This is a genomic window from Rhodopseudomonas sp. BAL398, from assembly GCF_033001325.1.
Taxonomy (GTDB): Bacteria; Pseudomonadota; Alphaproteobacteria; order Rhizobiales; family Xanthobacteraceae; genus JARJEH01.
Genome location: NZ_CP133111.1, coordinates 5,237,474 through 5,252,500, shown reverse-complemented (window position 1 = coordinate 5,252,500; position 15,027 = coordinate 5,237,474). Strand labels below are relative to the sequence as shown.

Below are 15,027 nucleotides of genomic sequence, written 5' to 3'. Positions count from 1 at the left end.
AGGAACCCTTATTTAGACCAGTGAGCTGTTACGCTTTCTTTAAAGGATGGCTGCTTCTAAGCCAACCTCCTGGTTGTTTTGGGATTCCCACATCCTTTCCCACTTAGCCACGAATTAGGGGCCTTAGCTGTAGGTCCGGGTTGTTTCCCTCTCCACGACGGACGTTAGCACCCGCCGTGTGACTCCCGGATAGTACTCTCGGGTATTCGGAGTTTGGTTGGGGTTGGTAAGACGGTAAGTCCCCCTAGCCCATCCAGTGCTCTACCCCCCGAGGTATTCATCCGAGGCGATACCTAAATATCTTTCGCGGAGAACCAGCTATTTCCCAGTTTGATTGGCCTTTCACCCCTAACCACAAGTCATCGGAGTCTTTTTCAACAGACACCCGTTCGGTCCTCCAGTGAGTGTTACCTCACCTTCAACCTGCTCATGGCTAGATCACTAGGTTTCGGGTCTAATACAACGAACTTGACGCCCTATTCAGACTCGCTTTCGCTGCGCATACACCTATCGGCTTAAGCTTGCTCGTTAAATTAAGTCGCTGGCCCATAATACAAAAGGTACGATGTCACCCAGAACGTATCTTGGGCTCCATCTGTTTGTAGGTGTCCGGTTTCAGGTCTATTTCACTCCCCTCGTCGGGGTGCTTTTCACCTTTCCCTCACGGTACTGGTTCACTATCGGTCGCTGAGGAGTACTTAGGCTTGGAGGGTGGTCCCCCCACGTTCAGACAGAATTTCACGTGTTCCGCCTTACTCAAGGATACATCATCGCATTACCCGTACGGGGCTATCACCCTCTGAGGCCCTGCTTTCCTGACAGGTTCCGGTTGTCTTTGATGTACCACTGGCCTGGTCCGCGTTCGCTCGCCACTACTAACGGAGTCTCTGTTGATGTCCTTTCCTCCAGGTACTTAGATGTTTCAGTTCCCTGGGTTCGCTTAAAACCCCCTATGTATTCAGGAGTCTTATACCTTCACTTGATAACTGGAAATCCAAAACCTCGCGGCTTGGAACCAGACATTGCTGAATGATCACCAAGACACAGGCCTTGGAGTTCCAGCTATCGAAGGTGGGTTTCCCCATTCGGAAATCCGTGGATCAAAGCTTCTTCGCAGCTCCCCACGGCTTATCGCAGCGTAGCACGTCCTTCATCGCCTCTCAGCGCCAAGGCATCCACCGAACACCCTTAAGGCACTTGATTGCTCTCATTCTCAATGTCCACACACTCGGCAGAATGTTGGCCGCAGCACTCCCGAAGGAGCAATGCAGCTGGATCATTGAGTAGAAAGACCAGCTTGCTTCGTAAGATCAATCCGATGATGAGGCGGTCAAGCGTCACCAACAATGACAGACAAGGTCCAACCATCTTGCGACGGTCAGGCGATGCGATGTCATGGAGATAGTGAATGAACCCACGCGAATTGCTTCGCCGGATCCAAACCCGGATCAATCTCCTCTATACGATGTCAGATATCCCGCACGCACATCCCGTAGGATGCGACATGCGAAGTTGTGTTTCGCGGATCGATCTTGGTCATTCCAAGTTCGTTGAACACGGTGCGCCTTGAGCTCGGCATCGATCGTCAGCTGCCCGGCTTCGCTCCAACAGGAGCTTCGCCGCAGCACGCTTCGCCCGGCTACGCCGCGCAAAGCGTGGTGGAGCCAGACGGGATCGAACCGACGACCTCATGCTTGCAAAGCACGCGCTCTCCCAGCTGAGCTATGGCCCCGTACCAGAAGACGCACACTCTGAAGACACATGCAGCGCTCGATGAAGTGGTGGGCCTGGGAAGACTTGAACTTCCGACCTCACGCTTATCAAGCGCGCGCTCTAACCAACTGAGCTACAAGCCCTCAACACGAGGGACCTGCCAGCAACGATCGGCTCACGCCGACCCGTCGCACAAGCGCAGCCCCGGCGCGTGTTCGTCCGCGAAGAAAGAGAAACGAAGACGGCGAAATCCCGCCAATGCAGCTCAACGATTGATCCAATCGTTGGCCACGGATGTTTCTGAAGAGGTTCGATAGTTGCAAGCTACAAGTAGCAAGCATCTGAAGAACCATCCTTAGAAAGGAGGTGATCCAGCCGCAGGTTCCCCTACGGCTACCTTGTTACGACTTCACCCCAGTCGCTGACCCTACCGTGGTCAGCTGCCTCCCTTGCGGGTTAGCGCACTGCCTTCAGGTAGAACCAACTCCCATGGTGTGACGGGCGGTGTGTACAAGGCCCGGGAACGTATTCACCGTGGCATGCTGATCCACGATTACTAGCGATTCCAACTTCATGGAGTCGAGTTGCAGACTCCAATCCGAACTGAGACGGCTTTTTGAGATTTGCGAAGGGTCGCCCCTTAGCATCCCATTGTCACCGCCATTGTAGCACGTGTGTAGCCCAGCCCGTAAGGGCCATGAGGACTTGACGTCATCCCCACCTTCCTCGCGGCTTATCACCGGCAGTCTCCTTAGAGTGCTCAACTAAATGGTAGCAACTAAGGACGGGGGTTGCGCTCGTTGCGGGACTTAACCCAACATCTCACGACACGAGCTGACGACAGCCATGCAGCACCTGTGCTCCAGGCTCCGAAGAGAAGGTCACATCTCTGCGACCGGTCCTGGACATGTCAAGGGCTGGTAAGGTTCTGCGCGTTGCGTCGAATTAAACCACATGCTCCACCGCTTGTGCGGGCCCCCGTCAATTCCTTTGAGTTTTAATCTTGCGACCGTACTCCCCAGGCGGAATGCTTAAAGCGTTAGCTGCGCCACTAGTGAGTAAACCCACTAACGGCTGGCATTCATCGTTTACGGCGTGGACTACCAGGGTATCTAATCCTGTTTGCTCCCCACGCTTTCGTGCCTCAGCGTCAGTAATGGCCCAGTGAGCCGCCTTCGCCACTGGTGTTCTTGCGAATATCTACGAATTTCACCTCTACACTCGCAGTTCCACTCACCTCTGCCATACTCAAGACTTCCAGTATCAAAGGCAGTTCTGGAGTTGAGCTCCAGGATTTCACCTCTGACTTAAAAACCCGCCTACGCACCCTTTACGCCCAGTGATTCCGAGCAACGCTAGCCCCCTTCGTATTACCGCGGCTGCTGGCACGAAGTTAGCCGGGGCTTATTCTTGCGGTACCGTCATTATCTTCCCGCACAAAAGAGCTTTACAACCCTAGGGCCTTCATCACTCACGCGGCATGGCTGGATCAGGCTTTCGCCCATTGTCCAATATTCCCCACTGCTGCCTCCCGTAGGAGTTTGGGCCGTGTCTCAGTCCCAATGTGGCTGATCATCCTCTCAGACCAGCTACTGATCGTCGCCTTGGTGAGCCATTACCTCACCAACTAGCTAATCAGACGCGGGCCAATCTTTCGGCGATAAATCTTTCCCCGTAAGGGCTTATCCGGTATTAGCTGAAGTTTCCCTCAGTTGTTCCGAACCAAAAGGTATGTTCCCACGCGTTACTCACCCGTCTGCCACTGACATATTGCTATGCCCGTTCGACTTGCATGTGTTAAGCCTGCCGCCAGCGTTCGCTCTGAGCCAGGATCAAACTCTCAAGTTGGACTTGAAACTTTAAACCGGCTGATCACATCGTTTGACGAGGTCCCACCATATAATGCCGACCGCGATTCACATCGCAGCCGTCACGCCCTCATCGCTGAAGGCATGGTGTAACCTATGTAAACGTGTACCGCCGAAGTCTTTCGTCCGGCCCCAATCCCAAAAAGCCGAAGCTCCTCAAAATCAAGACCCGCAAGGACTTCGCCGTCCACGTTTCTCTTTCTTCTCTTTAACTTGTCAAACAGCCCAGCGAAAAATCGCCATCTCCCCAAAAGGAGATAATCTCTTCTAGTGATCTTCTTAAGAGAAGGTCATCAGGCGGCAACCCGAAGGTCGCCAGCGCCCCGAAGGGAGTGAACCTTTAGGCTCCCCCGAGAAAAGACGCAACACTTTTTTTCGAGGCTAGGTGAAAACATCGAAAGGAGCGAAAAGTTTCACGCCATGGAGTGTTGCAAATCCGAGGGAGAAATCCCGCCGCATATTGCAGCGCAGTCAAAAACCGCTGATCTGCGCCGTCCAATGGCGGTGACGGCGGTCGCAGGAAACAAGCCGCGCCCCGCGCTCCCCCTCGCCGATCGCGCGATAGCAGACAGAATCGACGCGCCGCTGTTCGAAATCGGCGCGGCCGACGCGCAGCATTCGACAGAAAAGCGACGGGTGCGGATGCGCGATCATGAGCGGTCGTTCGCGCTTGCCATTGCAGAGCGGCACGCAGCCTGGGTGCAACGCTTCGACCAGATGGTCTCGTCAGGCGGGCAGAATCGCCGCGCAAGCGCGCCCGGCGACATCGGCGGCCGAGGCGTCGCGGGTGATCAGCGCCATCACGATGGCGCCGTCGATCACCAGGCCGAGTGTGTGGGCGACCTGCGCCGGCTCCGGCACGCCGGCTTCGGTGCATAATGCCGTCAACCGATCCAGCACGACGGTCTTGTGGGCGATCGCCAGCCTGCGCATCCGGTCGTCGGCCTTGTCGGATTCGCCGACCGCATTGATGAAGGGGCAACCGAAAAAATCGCTGCGGCTAAACCAGACCTTCAGTGCCGGGCCGATGCGGCCGAGCCGCTCGCGCGCGGTGCCGCCCTGCCCGTCGATCTCATCGAGAAACCAGCTGCGCCAATTGCGGCCCTCATGGTCGAGCACGGCCTCGACCAGGCCGTCCTTCGATCCGAACAATTTATACAAAGTGGTCTTGGCGGTGCCGGCGGATTCGATGATGGCGTCGACGCCGACCGAGTTGATGCCATAGCGGCAGAACAGGATCCGGCCGCTTTCGATCAGCCGCTCCCGCGGCGACAGCTTCACGTCGGGCGGGGGTGAATCGATTTCGAGCTGCGCTGCGTCGGTCATCCCGAATCAAATAACGCCGCGCCGTGCAAACTGCAATTGGGAAACCGAATGGTCTGTAGCTGCGTAGGCGGATTTTGACGCCAAAGCAGGCAATCGCATGGCCTGATGACTGAAACTTTGGCGTGGCGGCTTTTCAGGCGGCGCCGCTGCGAGCTGCCCTTCATTGATTCATCAGGGAATTTTTCGCCGCAAGGGATTGGCATGCTTCCTGCTAATACAGAACGGTCTGTAGCTATTTTAGCCGCCCTCGGACAGGCGGCACGCAGAGGAGATCCCATGACCAAGATTGCCACCGCTCTGACCGGCTGCCTGGCGCCGATCGACAAACAGGGCCTCGATGCGCTGATCGCCAACGGCAAGGCCAATCCCAATGTGATCAAGACGCTGAAGTGCAAGACGGTGGCCGAGGGCCGATTCCGCCACCTCAATTTCATCCGCTCGCTGCCGCCCTACATCGTCGATGAGCCGCCTGGCCTGCTCGGCGACGACACCGCGCCGAATCCGTCCGAAGCCTCTCTAGCCGCGCTCGGCTCCTGCCTCGCCGTCGGCATCCATGCCAACGCGGTGGCGCAAGGCATCACCGTCTACAAGCTCGAGATCGAGCTCGAGGGCGACCTCAACATCACCGGCGTCTGGGGCACCGGCGACCTGTCGGAAAAGCCGGTCGGCTTCACCGACGTCCGCGCCAAGGTGACGTTCGAAGCCGATCGCCCGCGCGAAGAACTCGATGCGCTGGTGGCGCATGCGCGGCAGTGGTCGCCGGTCGCCAACACCTTCTCGCGGCCGGTGAATCTCGACGTCGCGATCGGCTGAGCCGATCGGCCCCGCGGTTTGTTCAACTCAGGATCGAGAAACCACATGCTGGACGTACAGACGATTAGGCAGAGCGACACGGCCGCCATCGCCGATGCGGGCGTGATCGAAGCGGTTCGCTCGTTGTCCGCGCGCGAATTGCCCGCACTGGTCAACAAGATCGATGTCGAGGGCTACTACCCCGAACAGGTGATGCGGGATTTTGGCCGGCTCGGCGCCTATGCGCAGCACCTTCCTGGGCACAGCACGAGCGTCGATCTGGTCACCGCCATCAACGCGATGGCGGCGGCCGGCGAGCACTGCCTGTCGACGTCGTTCTGCATGTGGTGCCAGGACGCGCTGGCCTGGTACGTCTATTGCTCCGACAATGAGGCGTTGAAGACCGGCATCGGTCCGCAGATTGCCAGCGGCGCGGTGCTGGGCGGCACCGCGCTGTCGAACCCGATGAAATCCCTGTTCGGGATCGAACCGATGCGGCTGAAGGGCCGCCGCGCCAATGGCGGCTATGTCGTCAAGGGCCTGCTGCCCTACGTCTCCAATCTCGGCGCCGGCCATTACTTCGGCGGCATCTTCGAGGTCGCCGACGGCAGCGACAGCCGCAATGTGATGGCGGTGATCCCCTGCGACGCCGAGGGCGTCACGCTTGCCGACAACGCCAAATTCACCGCGCTCGACGGCACCCGCACCTTCGCGGTGCAGATGCGCGACGTCGCGGTGCCCGACGCCTGGATCATCGCCGATCCGGTCGACGACTATATCAAGCGCATCCGCGCCGGCTTCATCCTGCTGCAGGCCGGCATGGCGTTCGGCCTGATCCGCGACTGCATCAGGCTGATGGAGCAGACCCGGGGGCCGCTCGGCCACGTCAACAAATATCTCGACGTCCAGCCCGAGCCCCTGGCCGAGCAATTGGTGGCGATGGAAGCCGAAGTCGCCCGCCTCGCCGCCACGCCGTTCGAGACCGACCTCGCCTATTGGCGCGCGGTGATCGAGGCGCGGCTGGCCGCGGGCGACGCCTCGGTGGCTGCGGCACACGGCGCGATGCTCCATTGCGGCGCGCGCGGCTACGTCGCCAACGCCGCCGCGCAACGCCGGCTGCGCGAGGCCTATTTCGTCGCCATCGTCACGCCGGCCACCAAGCAACTACGCAAGATGCTCGCGGACATGGGGCACTGAATGAGGCACTAGCCCGCGACGATCATCGAAAGCCAGGCAAGCCGCACGCGGCGCTGCGTACAACATCGATCCCGGCACGGAGCCCGTGCCGGGCGTGGTCACTGCCAGAATGTGTTCAACACCCAACACAGGAGCGACTGATGAGTGAGAAGGTTCTCGTAACCCCCGCCGAATTGTCCGAGATGCTGAAATCCCCCGGAACGGTGGTGATCGATACCCGCGATCCGGCCTCCTACGCCGCCGGCCATGTCCCCGGCGCCGTCAACATCCATGAGATCTTCACCTATCTCGCAATGTCGACGCCCGAAGGCGTCGCGGCGATGCGCGACAAATTCGCCGCGACCTTCGGCGCCGCCGGCCTGTCCGGCGAGGAGACCGCGGTGATCTACGAGCAATCGATGAATACCGGCTTCGGCCAGTCCTGCCGCGGCTATGTGTTGTTGCGCTATCTCGGCTATCCGAAAATCAAGATCCTGCATGGCGGCTACGCGGCCTGGACCGCGGCCGAACTGCCGACCAGCACCGAGACGCCCACCCCGACCGCCAAGACTTTCCCGATCGATTCCAGCGCCGCCGGCATTCTGGTCGACCTGGAAGCGATGAAGGCCGCGGTCGCCGATCCCAACCTGGTCAAGCTCGACACCCGCGACGTCGACGAATGGGTCGGCGAAAGCTCCTCGCCCTACGGCAAGGATTACTGCCCGCGCAAGGGCAGGATTCCCGGCGCGGTCTGGATCGAATGGTACCGGATGATGAAGCCGTCGCCGGCCGGCCCGGTGTTCAAATCGGCCAACGAGATCCTCGCCGAATGCGCCACCGTCGGCATCACGCCGGATACGCCAGTGGTGCTGTATTGCTTCAAGGGCGCGCGCGCCTCCAACACGCTGGTCGCGCTGAAGGAGGCCGGCATCAAGGATGTCAGCCTGTATTTCGGCTCATGGAACGAATGGTCGCGCGACCCTTCATTGCCGATCGAGGAGGGTCTTCCCTTCGCGCAGCCGATGATGGCCGCCGCGGAGTGACCCATAGGGGGCGCCGGCAGCTCTGCGACCGGCGCCGCTCAACTGTGAGCCAATCGAAGGGACGGCCACCACGATGGCATTGATCAAATCGACCACCTCCTGGCCCGGCGCGCATATCGCCATCAATGGCGTCAGCCATCATTATCGGCGCTCGACCGTCAATGTGCTGAGCGACATCAGCCTCGAAGTGCAGCCCTGCGAGGCGGTGGCGCTGGTCGGCCGTTCCGGCTGCGGCAAGTCGACATTGCTGCACATCATCTCCGGCCTGGCGCTGCCGAGCGCCGGCGAGGTCCGGATCGACGGCGCGCGGGTCGAGGGGCCGTCGCCGCACTGGATTGTCATGTTCCAGCAGCCCAATCTGTATCCATGGATGACGGTGGCGCAGAATGTCGGCATCGGGCTGAAATTCGCCGGGCGTCCGCGCCGGGAAATCGCCGCACGGGTGAGCGAATTGCTGCAGCTGGTCGAGCTCGACGGCTACGCCGCGCGCAATGTGCAGGATCTATCCGGCGGCCAGCAGCAGCGCATCGCGCTGGCCCGGTCGCTGGCGGTGTGTCCCAAGGTGTTGCTGCTCGACGAGCCGTTCTCCGCGCTCGACGGCGTCACCCGTCGCGCGCTGCAGCGCGACGTCCGCCGCATCGCGGTGGAGATGGGGATCACGCTCGTCATCGTCACCCACGACATTCCCGAGGCCGTCGCGATGGCCGACCGCGCGGTGATCATGACCGCCGATCCCGGCCGCATCGCCGAGATCGTGCCGATCGAGGGCGATCACCAGGACCGCGAACGCCGCGGCACCGGCGCCCAGGCCGCGCAGATCAAACTGCAAGCCGCGTTCGAGCGCGCCGCCGGACGCTCGGTCGAAGCCCCGGTCAGCCTCCTCGCCGCGCATTCGGCGCAGCCTGACTGCTCGGTCCAGCAAGCACACCGGCCGGAACCGCTCAAGATCGTCACTGCCGGTCATCGTTGACCGCCACAGCAAGGAGATTCTGATGTGCATCAATTGCGGAAATGACGTCGTTCACCCCGATGACGACGGCTTCCGTGTCTCCGTCGATCGCCGGCAGACGCTCGACATGCTGGCGGCCGGCGGCCTGGCCGCGCTGGGCACCATGCTGGGCGGCTTCGGCTCCGCGGCCCATGCCGCCGACGACGACGTGGTGCGGATCGGCTACCTGCCGATCACCGACGCGACCCCGCTATTGGTCGCGCACGGCATGGGCTATTTCAAGGACGAGGGCCTCGAAGCGGCGCGCCCGACCCTGATCCGCGGCTGGTCGCCGCTGGTCGAATCCTTCGCCGCCGGCAAGTTCAACCTGGTGCATCTCTTGAAGCCGATCCCGGTGTGGATGCGCTACAACAACGACTTCCCGGTCAAGATCATGGCCTGGGCCCACACCAACGGCTCCGGCGTCGTGGTCGGCAAGGACACCGGAATCCATTCGTTCAAGGATCTCGGCGGCAAGCAGCTGGCGGTGCCGTTCTGGTACTCGATGCACAATATCGTGCTGCAATATGCGCTGCGCAAATCCGGTATCAAGCCCGTGATCAAGGCGCAGAGCGAGCCGCTCGCCGCCGACGAATGCAATCTGCAGGTGATGGCGCCGCCCGAAATGCCGGCGGCGCTGGCCGCCAAGAAGATCGACGGCTACATCGTCGCCGAACCGTTCAACGCGCTCGGCGAAATCAAGGCCGGCGGTCGCATGCTGCGCTTCACCGGGGATATCTGGAAGAACCATCCCTGCTGCGTGCTGTGCATGAACGAGACCGTCATCACCAAGAAGCCGGAATGGACCCAGAAGGTGATGAACGCGCTGGTGCGGGCAGAGATCTACGCCTCGGCGAACAAGAAGGAAGTGGCGAAGTTGCTGTCGAAGGACGGCGAAGGCTATCTGCCGCTGCCGGCGCCGATTATCGAGCGGGCGATGACCTATTACGACGAGAAGGTCTATGGCGACAGCGGCGCGATCACCCATCCGGACTGGAATATCGGCCGCATCGACTTCCAGCCCTGGCCCTATCCCTCGGCCACCAAGCTGATCGTCGAGGCGATGAACGACACCGTGGTCAGCGGCGACACCACCTTCCTGAAGAAGCTCGATCCCGATTTCGTCGCCAAGGATCTGGTGAACTACGACTTCGTCAAGACCGCGATGAGCAAATATCCGGCCTGGAAGAGCGACCCGAGCGTCAATCCCGACGATCCGTTCAACCGCACCGAGGTGTTGGCGCTGTGAGCCTCGACCTGTCCATCGACGACGTCGCGGCCGCTTCGCCCCGCCGGGCGGCGGCCGGACAACTCGCCGGCCACGCCCGCAGCACCGCCTATGTGCTGCTCGGCATCGGCATCATGCTCGGCGTCTGGTGGATCGGCGGCTGGCTGGTCTCCTCCAATCCGGCGACGATGAATTTCGCCGGCTTCGCGCCGGTGCCGACCTTCCTGCGATTATGGCAGATGCTGATCAGCGACGAGGCGGTGGAGATGGCGCTGCCGAGCCTCGCGCGGATCGGCGGCGGGCTGGCCTGGGCGATCGCGCTTGGCGTGCCGTTCGGGATTCTGATCGGCCGCTTCCGGGCGGTGCGCGAGGCCAGTTCGGTGCCGTTCCAGTTCCTGCGGATGATCTCGCCGCTGGCCTGGATGCCGATCGCCGTGATGGCGTTCTCGACCTGGAATGGCGCCATCGTATTCCTGATCGGGGTCGCGGCGGTGTGGCCGATCCTGTTCTCGACCGCGCACGGCTTTCGTCGCATCGATCCGGCCTGGTTCAAGGTCGCGCGCAATCTCGGCGCCCGGCCCTGGCACATGCTGTTCACCATCATCGTGCCGGCGATCGCCCAGGATGCGCTGAGCGGCATTCGGCTGGCGGTCGGCGTCGCCTGGATCGTGCTGGTGCCGGCCGAATTCCTCGGCGTCACCTCCGGACTCGGCTACTCCATCAACGACGCCCGCGACAGCCTCGAATATGATCGGCTGGGCGCCACCGTGGTGATCATCGGCGTGATCGGCTTTGCGCTGGATTTCATCTGCGAACGCGCCGTCCGCCGCGCCAGCTGGGCGCGCGAGGAATGACAACCACCCCGCGCCGGCGACCACGGCGCTCCATCCTGAGTATCAGTTCACGACCCACCCGCGCCCAACATAGGAGACAAGCATGACCCGCGCCGACCTCACTGAAAAACTGCTCGACATCAAGCGCGAGAAGGGGTGGACCTGGAAATATATCTGCGAGCAGATCGGCGGCATGTCGCCGATCCTGGTCACCGGCGCGATCCTCGGCCAGATGAAATTGACCAAGCCGCAGGCCGCGAAGGCCGCCGAATTGTTCGGCCTGTCCAAGAGCGAGCAGGCGATGATCAACGAGACGCCGATGCGCGGCATGCCGATGCCGCCGACCGATCCGTTGATCTATCGGCTCTACGAATTGATCATGGTCAATGGCCCGGCGATCAAGGTGCTGATCGAGGAGGAATTCGGCGACGGCATCATGTCGGCGATCGATTTCGACATGGACATCCTGCGCCAGAGCGACCCGAAGGGCGACCGTGTCAAGATCGGCATGACCGGAAAATTCCTGCCGTATAAATATTACGGCGCCGCCGGCAACGATCTGGCACTCGGGCTGAAAGAGGATTGATGTCGCGCCGCGGCGGCGGAATGCTCCGTCGCCGCGGCGCGATGACGAGACTTAACCGAGTTCGCCGCGCACGATCGCGGCGGCATCGGCCATCGCCTTCAACTTGCCGAAGGCGGTGGCGCGCGGCATGTATTTCATGCCGCAATCCGGCGCCGGCACCAGACGCTCCGCCGCGACATATTTCAATCCCTGGCGGATGCGGTCGGCGACGACCTCCACGGTTTCGATCTGCGGATCGCCGAGGTCGAGCACGCCGAGCATGATCTTCTTCGACGACAGATCCTTCAACACGCCGAGATCGAGCTTTGGCTGCGCCGCCTCGATCGAGATCTGATCGGCCGTGGTGTCGGCCAGTTCGGCGAGAAACGAATAGCCGGCCGGCTTGGTCGAGCCCGGCACTACTGCCGCATAGCCGAAGCACAGATGCACCACGGTCGGCACCGTGATGCCCTGCAGCGCGCGGTTGATCGCCTTCACCGCGTAGCGCTTGGCCACTTCGGGATTGTTGCGCACCCAGGGCTCGTCGAGCTGGATCACGTCGGCGCCGGCGCGCTGCAGCTCCAGCGCTTCCTCGTTGACCGCGGCGGCGAACGCCATCGCCAGCTCTTCGTCGTCGGCGTAGAATTCATTCTTGGCCTGCTGACTCATGGTGAACGGCCCGGGCAGCGTGATCTTCGCCGTGTGCTCGGTGTTGCGACGCAGGAATTGCATGTCGCGCAATTCCACCGGCTGGGTGCGGCGCACCGCGGCGACGACGCGCGGCACCGGCGTCGACTGTCCGGTGCGCGCGGTGATGATCGCCGGGTTATCGATGTCGATCCCCTCCAGCGCGGTGGCGAAGCGGTTCGAATAGCTCTCGCGGCGGATTTCGCCGTCGGTCACGATATCGATGCCGGCGCGCTCCATGTCGCGGATCGCCACGATGGTGGCGTCGTCCTGGGCCTCCTCGAGATGTTCTTCGGGCAGCCGCCACATCGCATGCATGCGGGTGCGCGGCACCACCTTGGACAGCATGGCGCGGTCGACCAGCCATTCCGGCTGCGGATAGCTGCCGACCACGGTGGTCGGCAGCAGATGTTTGGGCAAATTCACAATGCTTCTCCTTGTTGGGCTGTGGCGGCGAGCACGCCGCGATCAGGCGGCCTGGCCGACCGCCTTGGCGACTTCGTCGATCACCGGATTGCGCAGAATGCCGATGCCGGACACTTCGACCTCGACGACGTCGCCGCCCTTCATCCACAGCGGCGGCACCCGGTAGGCGCCGACGCCGCCGGTGGTGCCGGTGACGATGACGTCGCCCGGAACGAGGTCGGTGAAGATCGAGCAATAGGCGATCAATTCCGGCACGTCGAACACCAGATCGGAAATCGGCGCGCTTTGCACCTCGACGCCGTTGAGGCGCGTGGTCAGGGTCTGCTTGGCGATGTCGGGCAATTCGTCGGTGGTGACCATCCAGGGGCCGAAGCCGCCGGTGCCAGCAAAGTTCTTGCCGGGCGTGAATTGCGAGGTGTGGCGCTGCCAGTCGCGGATGCTGCCGTCATTGTAGCAGGCATAGCCGGCGACGTGCGACAACGCGGCGTCGCGCGCAATCCGCCGCCCCCCCTTGCCGATCACCACCGCCATCTCGCCCTCATAATCGAAGCGCTCGGATTCGATCGGCCGGATCATCGGCTGGCCGCAGCCGACCTGGCTATTGGCGAAGCGGGTGAAGATCATCGGATGCGGCGGGGTCGGATGGCCGCTCTCCTTCAAATGGCTGGCATAGTTCACGCCGATGCAGAAAATCTTGTCCGGATCCGGAATGGTCGGCAACAGCTCGACCTCGGCCAGCTTGTAATCCGGCTGCTCGCCCGCCAGCTTGCGCAGATCATCGAGCGAGCCGCCGGTCAACAGCGCGCGCAGCGTGGGATATTTCGTCATCCGGCGTCCGGCGTCGATCATGCCGCCATCTGCCACGATGCCGTAGCTGATGGTCGAGCCGGCCTTGAAAGTTGCGATCTTCATTGTTGGATGCCTTCTTCGATGGTTGAGACGTAGGAAGTGATCGGAAGCGCGATTTCGCCCGAGCGAATCGGGACGCAGGCCGGCGGAAATTCCTGGTGCAGCCGCGCGCCCGCCTCCAGGGCGCGATCGAGAAACATGTCGAGATGGCGCATCGCGCCGGTCGGCAGATCGTGCAGCACGACGAGACTCCAGTCCTGCGCCTGGCACTGCGCCAGCGCGCGATCGACCCAGCCGTCGGGGTCTTCCCAATCGCGCGGAATCGCGTTCCACAGCACGCAGCTGTAGTTCTCCCGGCACAGATGCGCGACCACCGAGGGCTTCAGCAGCCCGTCATCGAGCACGCCGCCGCCGCCGAACGGGCGGAACCAGCGCCGCGCATCGGCGAGGTCGCCGATCACGCGCTGGGTGCGGGCGATCTCCTTGTCGGCGCTGTCCGGATCGGCTTGGCGGCCGAGCGGCACCGAATGCGTATAGGTGTGGTTGCCGATCCAGTGGCCTTCGCCGCGCGCCCGCTCGGCCAATTTGCGCCGCGCCGGATCGGCGAGCTTTTCGCCGATCACGAAGAAGGTCGATGCGATGCCGCGCCGGGCCAGAACATCGAGCACCAGCGGCGTGATGTCCGGATCGGGGCCGTTGTCGAATGACAAAGTGAGATCAAACATCGGGATGCCTTTACGCAGTGGCCGGCAGGACCGCCGAGTTACGACCGGTCGCATCCGCGCCGGCGCGGGTTCCGGTCTGCCAGATCGCGGTATAGCGCTCGATCCACCGGATGATGGCGTTGAAGGCGACCGCGAGGATCAGCACCAGCAGCACGCCGGCGAACACATGGGCGCTGTCAAGAATGGTGCGGTAGCGGGAAATCAGATAGCCGATGCCGGCCGACGAGATCAGCATCTCCGCCACCACGACGCCGACGATCACCAGCGCGCCGCCGACCCGCAGGCCCGACAGCACCGTGGGAATCGCTGCCGGAATGATCACCTTGGTGACGCGCTGGCTCAGCGTCGCGCCCATGCTGCGCGCCGCGATCAGCAATTGCGGGTCGATGGTCTGGATCCCGGCGGCGGTCGCCAGCATCGTCGGCAGAAAGCCGTAGATCGACGCGAAGGCGATCTTGGATTCGGAGCCGATACCGAGCCAGACGGTGAATACCGGATAGAGAATCACCAGCGGCACGGCATAGAGGCTCGACACCATCGGCATGATCAGCACTCGCGGCCGCGGCAGGCTGCCGACCACGGCGCCGGCGAGGATGCCGCCGCCGCAGGCGAACACCATCGACACCGCGACCTCGTACAAGGTCACCATCATCGCCTGGCCATATTCGCCGGCGTCATTCCAGCCGGCGATCAGCGTCGAGGACAATGACGGCAGGAACAATTCGGGGATGATATGGAAGCGCGGCAGGATCTCCCAGCACAGGATCAGCGAGACGACGATCAGGCGGCGCAGGTTTGTGGCGGACAT

Annotated in this window: 13 protein-coding genes, 2 tRNA genes and 2 rRNA genes (1 of these 17 running past the window's edge); 7 read left to right on the top strand and 10 right to left on the bottom strand. The window is 62.1% G+C overall.

Annotation, left to right across the window (positions count from 1 at the left end):
- The 6 genes from RBJ75_RS24690 to RBJ75_RS24665 form a co-directional block, all read right to left on the bottom strand.
- Positions 1-1,203 (bottom strand): 23S ribosomal RNA (locus tag RBJ75_RS24690) (it extends 1,641 nt beyond the left edge of the window).
- Between the two features lie 453 nt (positions 1,204-1,656).
- A tRNA-Ala gene (locus tag RBJ75_RS24685) sits at positions 1,657-1,732 on the bottom strand.
- A 47-nt stretch (positions 1,733-1,779) separates the two neighbouring features.
- Positions 1,780-1,856: transfer RNA gene (locus RBJ75_RS24680), tRNA-Ile, on the bottom strand.
- 216 nt (positions 1,857-2,072) lie between these two features.
- Positions 2,073-3,561: ribosomal RNA gene (locus RBJ75_RS24675) — 16S ribosomal RNA — on the bottom strand.
- Together the 16S and 23S rRNA genes with 2 tRNA genes alongside form the textbook arrangement of a ribosomal RNA operon.
- Positions 3,562-4,052: 491 nt before the next feature.
- A complete protein-coding gene (locus RBJ75_RS24670; protein WP_152647552.1) occupies positions 4,053-4,235 on the bottom strand; it encodes a hypothetical protein in 183 nt (60 codons plus the stop codon).
- A gap of 72 nt (positions 4,236-4,307) precedes the next feature.
- Entirely contained in the window at positions 4,308-4,907 is a 600-nt protein-coding gene (locus RBJ75_RS24665) for a TetR/AcrR family transcriptional regulator (protein WP_044404146.1), read from the bottom strand.
- A gap of 276 nt (positions 4,908-5,183) precedes the next feature.
- Here RBJ75_RS24665 and RBJ75_RS24660 point away from each other — a divergent pair, with 276 nt between their 5' ends.
- From RBJ75_RS24660 to cynS, 7 genes are all read left to right on the top strand, one after another.
- On the top strand, positions 5,184-5,720 hold the full coding sequence (locus RBJ75_RS24660) for an OsmC family protein (protein WP_044404144.1): 537 nt from the start codon (positions 5,184-5,186) through the stop codon (positions 5,718-5,720).
- A gap of 45 nt (positions 5,721-5,765) precedes the next feature.
- Positions 5,766-6,896, top strand: a complete 1,131-nt coding sequence (locus RBJ75_RS24655; protein WP_044404141.1) for an acyl-CoA dehydrogenase family protein — start codon at positions 5,766-5,768, stop codon at positions 6,894-6,896.
- Between the two features lie 140 nt (positions 6,897-7,036).
- Positions 7,037-7,918, top strand: coding sequence for a sulfurtransferase (locus tag RBJ75_RS24650; RefSeq protein WP_044404138.1), 882 nt, complete (start codon positions 7,037-7,039; stop codon positions 7,916-7,918).
- Positions 7,919-7,991: 73 nt separating this feature from the next.
- Complete coding sequence (locus RBJ75_RS24645) at positions 7,992-8,888, top strand: ABC transporter ATP-binding protein (protein WP_044404136.1); 897 nt, start codon at positions 7,992-7,994, stop codon at positions 8,886-8,888.
- 22 nt (positions 8,889-8,910) lie between these two features.
- Positions 8,911-10,155: an ABC transporter substrate-binding protein gene (locus RBJ75_RS24640; protein WP_044404133.1), complete on the top strand. Its 1,245-nt coding sequence runs from the start codon at positions 8,911-8,913 to the stop codon at positions 10,153-10,155.
- Positions 10,152-10,988 (top strand): ABC transporter permease, encoded by an 837-nt coding sequence (locus RBJ75_RS24635; RefSeq protein WP_044404130.1) that lies wholly within the window; start codon positions 10,152-10,154, stop codon positions 10,986-10,988. The genes RBJ75_RS24640 and RBJ75_RS24635 overlap by 4 nt, the downstream gene beginning before the upstream one ends.
- 82 nt (positions 10,989-11,070) lie before the next feature.
- Entirely contained in the window at positions 11,071-11,553 is a 483-nt protein-coding gene (gene cynS, locus RBJ75_RS24630) for a cyanase (RefSeq protein WP_276156756.1), read from the top strand.
- Between the two features lie 51 nt (positions 11,554-11,604).
- On the opposite strand, the gene RBJ75_RS24625 is transcribed toward cynS, so the two are convergent.
- The 4 genes from RBJ75_RS24625 to RBJ75_RS24610 are packed head-to-tail and all read right to left on the bottom strand — an operon-like array spanning position 11,605 to position 15,027.
- Positions 11,605-12,645, bottom strand: coding sequence for a 5-methyltetrahydropteroyltriglutamate--homocysteine methyltransferase (locus RBJ75_RS24625; protein ID WP_234707288.1), 1,041 nt, complete (start codon positions 12,643-12,645; stop codon positions 11,605-11,607).
- Positions 12,646-12,687: 42 nt separating this feature from the next.
- Complete coding sequence (locus RBJ75_RS24620; protein ID WP_044404476.1) at positions 12,688-13,557, bottom strand: fumarylacetoacetate hydrolase family protein; 870 nt, start codon at positions 13,555-13,557, stop codon at positions 12,688-12,690.
- On the bottom strand, positions 13,554-14,219 hold the full coding sequence (locus tag RBJ75_RS24615; protein ID WP_044404473.1) for a polysaccharide deacetylase family protein: 666 nt from the start codon (positions 14,217-14,219) through the stop codon (positions 13,554-13,556). The genes RBJ75_RS24620 and RBJ75_RS24615 overlap by 4 nt, the downstream gene beginning before the upstream one ends.
- Before the next feature lie 10 nt (positions 14,220-14,229).
- Positions 14,230-15,027: an ABC transporter permease gene (locus RBJ75_RS24610; protein ID WP_044404470.1), complete on the bottom strand. Its 798-nt coding sequence runs from the start codon at positions 15,025-15,027 to the stop codon at positions 14,230-14,232.